The organism is Acinetobacter sp. YH12070, assembly GCF_013419625.1.
Classification (GTDB): domain Bacteria; phylum Pseudomonadota; class Gammaproteobacteria; order Pseudomonadales; family Moraxellaceae; genus Acinetobacter; species Acinetobacter amyesii.
The window spans coordinates 1-7,027 of sequence record NZ_VOZT01000093.1; the positions used below are offsets into that span (position 1 = coordinate 1).

Here is a 7,027-nt window from a genome sequence, read left to right on the forward strand (position 1 = left end):
TTGTTCAAGTCGTAAGTGCGCATTTCATGAAAAACACGATAGCATATAGCCCGCTTGAATTTCAATTCATAGGGTTTTATGCTTGAGTGGTTTTCTATATCCCGAAATTAACCGTTATGACAAAATCTGCTGAAAATATCGAAAAGAAAATTGAAGCCCAATTAGAAAAGTTGAAACAGTTAAAAGCTCAAAAACAGGCTATTGATGCAAGAGAAAAAACCAAGCAAAAGGAACAAGAAAGAAAGGACGATACAAGACGTAAAATTTTGCTCGGTTCTTACTTAATTAAAAAGATGCAATCTAATGAAGCCAATAAAGAAAAAATACTCGCTGAACTCAACGAATATTTAACAGAAAATAGAGATAGACAGCTTTTTGATTTGCCCGATATTGAAGCCTAATTTTTCTTAGCTGTTTGGTTGTTCTGTTCGGCTTGATACTCGGGAATGAGCGTATTTAAAACCTTTTGAATATTGTCTTTGTCCTCTATCTGCAAATTATCTCGATAGTAAATTAAGTCCTGTATTTTGCTTTCCATCTGCATTTTTTTGGTGGGTTCTGCATTTTTGGATATTCGAGATAATAGGAAGATATAACCGCATATATTTTCCCTCGCAATTTCATAATTTACGATGTCGAGGTATTCAACGGTCACATGTTTTAGATCAGTTGATAGGTTGTTTAATTTAATCATGGCTGAAATCCTGATTTTTCTAATATTGGATAAAGCTCTCTGAATTTTTCAGGCTCTAAAAGCATATCTGCTATACGGATAGCAAATTGTTGGTAGCTTTCTGTACCTTGTGAATATTTCCCCATTTCAGGCATTTCTGACATTTTATTGGCAAATAAATGGCGTTGTGCATCGGTCATTTTGACAAAAAAGTCAGGTGTGTTTGGGTCACGCTTAGAATCTAATTTTTTCGGCTGTGATTTTTGCTTAAACTTAAATGAAAAACCAATAATTGAACGACCACGTTTGTGTTGTTCATACTCTGCTTTTATATCTGTGTACTCATTAATTTGATCAATGGCAAGGTGTAAAACTTTTTCTTTAAATTGCCCCATTCTCTTGTATTCGTTGGGTTCTATGCCTAATTTTAATCTTAGCTCTTCTAGCTCTACCATAGTCACTTTGCCTGTACTACGCCATGCGATAAGCAACTCATACAAGCGTATAGCGTAAACACTAGTTAAACTGCTGACTTGCTCTAGTTCATAACTGGTGAAGTGTTTTTCTAAATTTGTAATCAACGGTACAACATCATCAGAAAACTTAATACGAACAAGAGCTTCATTTTCTACATAAGATATTCGTTGTACCCATCGACTTATTACATTCTCAATGTTGCCCTTTTGAGTCAGCTTTTGATAGCTAAATCTACGATCAAATAGGCTTTTGCAAGCATCTTTAAGAACTTTATAGGCTGTATTTCTATGAACATTGAAATGGTTGATATAGCTTTCAGCATGAATCGTCAAATCTTTATCATTGGGTGTATTTGATTGCCTAGCTTCAAGTATGGCTAACAGTATTAAACGTTGTTCTGATAGGTCTAAATTATAACTGGCATTTATTAGTGCATTATCTTTAACGACTAGTTCCTTTTTCATAAGCACACATGTTTTTTAAATATATAAGTACACTCTATTTTATTGAGTGTCACTTTGCAAGATAAAGGTGTACTTATTGCAAGATAAAGGTGTACTTATTGCAAGATAAAGGTGTACTTATTGCAAGATAAAGGTGTACTTATTGCTATTTTTATTCTTATATATCAATTAATTGTAGAGGCTAAAAATTAAAAAATTAAAAAATATTAAAAAGAGGGGAGTGCTTAAAACTGCCCTATGTACTCGCTAAAGCTCGTACTCTATTGAAGCTCGTTCCTCGCTTCATGGGGCAGTTTTTGGTTAATCCTGTTTATGAAATCTAAAAGCAAAAGCATTGGTAATGTATTCGCTTCGCTCATACTTTTTGAAAAGCAAAAGCTCCAAAGTTCGCACCCATTCGGGATGCTCTGTAACTACCGTTTAAAATCGAAAGGGAGCTTGTAATCAGAGAAAAAGCGAGGTCGAAATTTTGATGATGCTCAATCGCTCGTAGACACTCGCTCGGTTCTTATTATCTAGGTTTTAATTATTTACTGGAGCTAATCAAAGTTGTGAAACATTGATGAAATATTAGTCGTGGAACGTGAAGAATCATAAAAAAAGCCCGAGCATGACGTTTCGGGCTATTAAGTATTGACTATAACATTGAAAGATAATGAAAATATCTAAGCATTTCGGATAAGGTGTATTATGTTAATTTTAGATAAACTATAGAATCCATTAGTTTTTAAACCAATAAATTAAATATTTTATGGAACTCCAGAATATTTATTCAGGCGATACTTAAGCAATAAGGGTAGGGTGATTACATAAAGTATTGCAGCTAATGCCCATACCATTCCAGGAGCTGATGCCTGAGTCATAAAATAGAGGCTAGTAACTAATACAGGACCAATTATAGCCCCCAGACTATTAAAACTGCTTAATAGCCCTTGTAATTCACCTTGTCTTTCATCACTAATACCTCTGGACATCATTGCTTGCAAAGCAGGAACGGCTACTCCACCAAGGGCAAACAATGGTAACAACGCAAAAGGCACCCATTCTTCAACAGCAATAGATAAAAGAAGTAAACCAATTGCATCGCAAGCTATTCCACATAACAACGTATTTTTCTCTCCAAACCTCTTTACCATAGGGGCGATAGCAAAAGCCTGTGCAATAGAATGGCATATTCCATAACTAGCAAGGGAAACACCTGCAATAAATATACTCCAGCCATAACGATCCTGCCCATAGATAACCCATAAAGTTGCGGGGACTTGTGAAACCAATGTGATAATTAAAAAGATACCAAGCAATGGAGCCATATTAGGTTGAGTGATCAAATAGGATAATTTCTTTAATATTGATTGCTCCTGAACCTTCTCAGTCATTTTATTGCTGTGTTTTGATTCTTTTAATAAGACTGCTGTCATTATTAAATTAATCCCATTCATAAAAGCAGCAGCAAAGAACGGTGCATGTAAGTTCCATTCACCCAAAACTCCACCTATTACCGGACCCGCTATAAACCCAATACCAAAGACAGCTCCAAGGAGACCAAACCTTTTTGCACGCTCATGGGCTGGAGTAATATCTGAAACATAAGCTGTTGCAACAGCCATGTTGGCACCTGTAATTCCCGCAAAAATACGACCAATATATAGCCACAATAGAGAAGGAGCAGCAGCCATTAGGAGATAATCAGCCGTTGCACCAGCAATTGAAATAATTAATACAGGTCGACGTCCAAATCGGTCACTCAACGCTCCAAGGATAGGTGCAAAAATGAACTGCATCAGAGCATACACAGCTAATAAAGCACCATAGTGAACACCGCCTGCTTCAGCTCCAGCCAATGACCGTAATAATTCAGGCAAGATCGGCATAATTAAACCAATCCCAACAGCATCCAGAAATATAGTGATTAAAATCACGCTCAATGATTTCTTCACAAATGCCTTCTCTAGCAATGATAGAATTAATATTCTCTCACACACTCCCTATCAGTGATAGATTTATGAGTAAAAAAGATATTGCACCTCAACGTCTGACACGTGAAATAGTCCTGCGTACCGCATTGGATATGTTGAATGAAGAAGGCATAGATTCAATAACCACACGCAAGCTAGCTCAACGATTGGGTATTAAATCTCCAACTCTATATTGGCATTTCAAGAATAAATCCTTGTTAATGGAAGCAATGGCGGAAACCATTATAAATGAACACCATTTAGTTTCTTTACCCATCGATGGGATGACATGGCAAGATTGGTTGCTCGCTAATTCTGTAAGCTTTCGTCGAGCACTACTAGCTTACCGTGATGGTGCTCGTCTACATGCAAGAACTAGCCCCAGTCAAGGACATTTCAACACGATTGAGGCCCAAGTTGCGCTGTTATCTCATGCTGGGTTTTCTCCTGTTGAAGCAGTTGCATTACTTATGACATTAGGAAGGTTTATTGTTGGGTGGGTCCTTGAGGAGCAGCAAGAAGAAATAAGATCAGACCCACCATTCGAAGCCGATCCAACTATATATCCACTCATGCTCCAAGGAGTGAATACCTTACAAAATATGAATGCGGATGACATTTTTGAAAATGGGATTCGTATGGTGATTATCGGTGCTGAAAGACAACTTGATATTAAAATGCAAACTTAACTCTATACTGCTTTAAGCAACTGTTCTATTTAGTAATAAAGCTTTTATCCTTAATTATTTAACATAATAGAGGTTATACGAAACGCAATTTAAAATATTATTGTTTTTCATATAGTTATAAAATTTTGACTGACTTCAAAAACAGTAAAAAGCCGACTTAGAAACAAGTCGGCTTTTTTATGAGCAGGTTTGATACCTTTTGCCAAGAACATAGGTTATTAAATAATCAATTGATAAAATATATTCTTATTATTTCATTTACTCATAAAATATATTCATTATAATGTTGTGTATTCGATCGAATACAATAAAGAGGAACTTTCATGACCGAGATTAAACGTCTCCCTGAATTTGATGAATGGCTAGATAGCATTAAAGACAGTATGACCCGTCTTAAACTGAATCGAAGATTAGATAAGGTTCAGCGTGGTAATTGGGGCGATGTAAAGCATCTTCAAGAAGGTGTTTGGGAAATGCGAGAGTTCTTCGGACCAGGTTGGCGCATGTATTACATCAAACATGGTGATGTAATCATTGTGATGCTTGGAGGTGGTGATAAATCTACACAGCAAAAGGATATAGAACGAGCTGTTGATTTATCAAAATCTTTAGAGGATTGAAAAATGGTTAAAATAGCTGATCTACCTAGCTTTGACATGGCAGAAGCACTTAAGAGTGAAGAAGATATTGTAATGTATCTTAATATGGTTCTTGAAGAGAATGACCCTGCTGAACTAGCTCATGCACTTGGTGTAATTGCTAAAGCTCGTGGTATGACTCAAATCGCTAAAGAAGCAGGAATTGGACGTGAAGCACTTTACAAAGCACTCCGTCAAGATTCAGCACCTCGTTTTGATACGATTAATCGTGTAGTAAATGCTTTAGGTCTAAAACTAACTGTGCAGAATGCATAACTATTAATAAAATTTTGTCTAAGTTCCATCTTATTTAACATAAAATCTCTTATGCGAAATTTCAGCTCGATGCTTTGAAAGATGGCTAAAGCCATGTTTCAAAGTCGGGCAACTTTGCGCTTGCTGTAATTTGATTTGTAATGAGAAAAACCAAGCAAAGTACCGATCAACTAGTATTTTTTAGGGTCGATCTGACACCAGTCATACGTTTTTTCTTTGACACTACTCGGTTCAAACGAGTAGCAATTTTTCCTCATTATTCTCACCAATGTTTCACCATCACTTTCTCGAATTTGTAGCGGATATTTTTTTAGTACAGCCATATCTGCTCTACGTTCATCAATTTCGTCTTTGCTTGGTATGTATAAAAAGATAGCCAAAATGAACACCATCATCACAGCAACAAACGTGCTGGCAAAAATAAAGATAAGTTTTAAGTTGAGCCTGTTTGTAGCTTCGTTTAATGCCTGAATACTGTTGTTTAATGCACCTGTATGCTTCTTATTTGTGTTTTCTAGCGATTTTTCAGCCTTGTCTAGCACTCCACTAGCGACTTGGTTGTAAAACTGCTCTAATCGCTTCTTATCGTCTGCTATGGCTTCTCGATATTCCTTCATGGATGCCAATAAAATATATAACTGGTCATCTAAATCATTTTGATTACTCATAATGACATTCCGCCTCTACTTAGTTTTTGATATGCCTTGCGGAGTGCTTGCTCGGCTCGTTGTTTATCTAATTCTTGCTGTCGTTTCATTTCCGCTTGGCGTTCCAGTTCTAGACGTTTGGTTTCTTGGTTCTTCTGCCATTGATCAAAACCTTGATCGACACGGTTTAAACCACGCTGTAAAACGCTCTCTTTCTGCTGTTTCTGTTGGTCAAGCTGTTGGGCGTTCTGCTGTTTCACATTGTCATTAAAACGGCTGATTTCAGTGTCTATGCCTTGTCTGCGTAATTGGGTGACTTTAGTGCCTTCATGGATGGTGGCTTGTAGTCCGTTATTCTGATCGGCATAGCTGCGGTGATCTATTTTTTCTCGGTAGCCTGCTCGTTCTAATGCGTGATTGGCTAAATTTGCCCACGTTTCCCGAATCTGTTTAATTTCGTCTTGGGTTGTACCCATACCAAGGCTTTTTCGTTTGGCGTTGCTGAGTTCAATATCGGTTTTGGTGGTCAGGGTGAGTTTATTGTCCGTGTCCAATTCGGCTTTTCGGGTGGTAAGCATGATATGGGCGTGATGATTCTTATCATTACCGCCTTTGCTGGGTTCATGGATGGCTAAATCTGCGATCACTCCATAGCGATCAACTAAGGACCTGGCAAAGTCTTTTGCCAAGTCCTTACGTTGATCAGCGTCTAATTCATCAGGTAGGGCAATGACCCATTCTCTAGCGGTTCGGGCATCTTTACGGTTTTCGGTTTTTTCTGCCAAGTTCCAAAGTTCACCACGGTCAATTTCAATATCTAAATTAGACAGAATTTCAGAATGGGCGACACCGTCTTTTCTCGTAAAGTCATGGGTCAGTCCTGTGCGTTCATCTTCTAGTTTTTCCCCTGCACGATATGCAGATGATGCAACCGCAGTTCGCCCCGAACTTCGGTTCACCGTTTTAGTGGAACAATGATAAATTGCCATGCAGTCGCCTTGGGGTGCTTTTGCTTTTAAAAAATTGCGTAGCAGTTTTTTGGGGTTAAGGGGTGTCCCCTTGCGCAACTTTGACTTGAACTTTGTTCAAGTCGTAAGTGCGCATTTCATGAAAAACACGATAGCATATAGCCCGCTTGAATTTCAATTCATAGGGTTTTATGCTTGAGTGGTTTTCTATATCCCGAAATTAACCGTTATGACAAAATC

General features: G+C 37.6%; 9 protein-coding genes. 4 read left to right on the forward strand and 5 right to left on the reverse strand.

All coding sequences use genetic code 11. The features are described 5' to 3' along the window. Window positions 1–116 precede the first annotated feature (116 nt). Window positions 117–401: a hypothetical protein gene (locus tag FTU17_RS16380; protein ID WP_004856445.1), complete on the forward strand. Its 285-nt coding sequence runs from the start codon at window positions 117–119 to the stop codon at window positions 399–401. On the opposite strand, the gene FTU17_RS16385 is transcribed toward FTU17_RS16380, so the two are convergent. The 3 genes from FTU17_RS16385 to tet(39) all read right to left on the reverse strand — a co-directional run bounded on the left by FTU17_RS16385 (window position 398) and on the right by tet(39) (window position 3,551). Beyond that, window positions 398–694: a hypothetical protein gene (locus tag FTU17_RS16385; protein WP_004856442.1), complete on the reverse strand. Its 297-nt coding sequence runs from the start codon at window positions 692–694 to the stop codon at window positions 398–400. The two genes, FTU17_RS16380 and FTU17_RS16385, sit on opposite strands and share 4 nt — an antisense overlap. Continuing rightward, on the reverse strand, window positions 691–1,614 hold the full coding sequence (gene repM / locus FTU17_RS16390; RefSeq protein WP_004856439.1) for a replication initiation protein RepM: 924 nt from the start codon (window positions 1,612–1,614) through the stop codon (window positions 691–693). Before repM ends, FTU17_RS16385 begins: the two co-directional genes overlap by 4 nt. A 749-nt stretch (window positions 1,615–2,363) precedes the next feature. Further along, window positions 2,364–3,551 carry a tetracycline efflux MFS transporter Tet(39) gene (gene tet(39) / locus FTU17_RS16395; protein WP_004856455.1) on the reverse strand — a complete coding sequence of 396 codons (1,188 nt, stop codon included), beginning with the start codon at window positions 3,549–3,551 and terminating at the stop codon, window positions 2,364–2,366. A gap of 65 nt (window positions 3,552–3,616) precedes the next feature. Between tet(39) and FTU17_RS16400 the strand changes: the two genes are divergently transcribed. From FTU17_RS16400 to FTU17_RS16410, 3 genes are all read left to right on the forward strand, one after another. Further along, window positions 3,617–4,258 (forward strand): TetR/AcrR family transcriptional regulator C-terminal domain-containing protein, encoded by a 642-nt coding sequence (locus tag FTU17_RS16400; protein ID WP_004787586.1) that lies wholly within the window; start codon window positions 3,617–3,619, stop codon window positions 4,256–4,258. 323 nt (window positions 4,259–4,581) lie between these two features. Then, a complete protein-coding gene (locus FTU17_RS16405; protein WP_004787583.1) occupies window positions 4,582–4,878 on the forward strand; it encodes a type II toxin-antitoxin system RelE/ParE family toxin in 297 nt (98 codons plus the stop codon). A 3-nt stretch (window positions 4,879–4,881) separates the two neighbouring features. Beyond that, window positions 4,882–5,172, forward strand: a complete 291-nt coding sequence (locus FTU17_RS16410) for an addiction module antidote protein (protein WP_004787581.1) — start codon at window positions 4,882–4,884, stop codon at window positions 5,170–5,172. Window positions 5,173–5,342: 170 nt separating this feature from the next. Here the strand turns inward: FTU17_RS16410 and FTU17_RS16415 are convergent, their stop codons facing one another. Together FTU17_RS16415 and mobQ are read right to left on the reverse strand one after the other, a co-directional pair. After that, window positions 5,343–5,840: a hypothetical protein gene (locus tag FTU17_RS16415; RefSeq protein ID WP_004856450.1), complete on the reverse strand. Its 498-nt coding sequence runs from the start codon at window positions 5,838–5,840 to the stop codon at window positions 5,343–5,345. Then, the gene (gene mobQ / locus FTU17_RS16420; RefSeq protein ID WP_004856449.1) at window positions 5,837–6,808 is read right to left on the reverse strand and encodes a MobQ family relaxase; all 972 of its coding nucleotides are present in this window, start codon (window positions 6,806–6,808) and stop codon (window positions 5,837–5,839) included. Before mobQ ends, FTU17_RS16415 begins: the two co-directional genes overlap by 4 nt. Window positions 6,809–7,027: the final 219 nt, after the last annotated feature.

Coding starts and splice junctions, on each gene's coding strand:
- FTU17_RS16380 (WP_004856445.1), top strand. CDS start 117: ATGACAAAATCTGCTGAAAATATCGAAAAGAAAATTGAAGCCCAATTA.
- FTU17_RS16385 (WP_004856442.1), bottom strand. CDS start 694: ATGATTAAATTAAACAACCTATCAACTGATCTAAAACATGTGACCGTT.
- repM (WP_004856439.1), bottom strand. CDS start 1,614: ATGAAAAAGGAACTAGTCGTTAAAGATAATGCACTAATAAATGCCAGT.
- FTU17_RS16400 (WP_004787586.1), top strand. CDS start 3,617: ATGAGTAAAAAAGATATTGCACCTCAACGTCTGACACGTGAAATAGTC.
- FTU17_RS16405 (WP_004787583.1), top strand. CDS start 4,582: ATGACCGAGATTAAACGTCTCCCTGAATTTGATGAATGGCTAGATAGC.
- FTU17_RS16410 (WP_004787581.1), top strand. CDS start 4,882: ATGGTTAAAATAGCTGATCTACCTAGCTTTGACATGGCAGAAGCACTT.
- FTU17_RS16415 (WP_004856450.1), bottom strand. CDS start 5,840: ATGAGTAATCAAAATGATTTAGATGACCAGTTATATATTTTATTGGCA.
- mobQ (WP_004856449.1), bottom strand. CDS start 6,808: ATGGCAATTTATCATTGTTCCACTAAAACGGTGAACCGAAGTTCGGGG.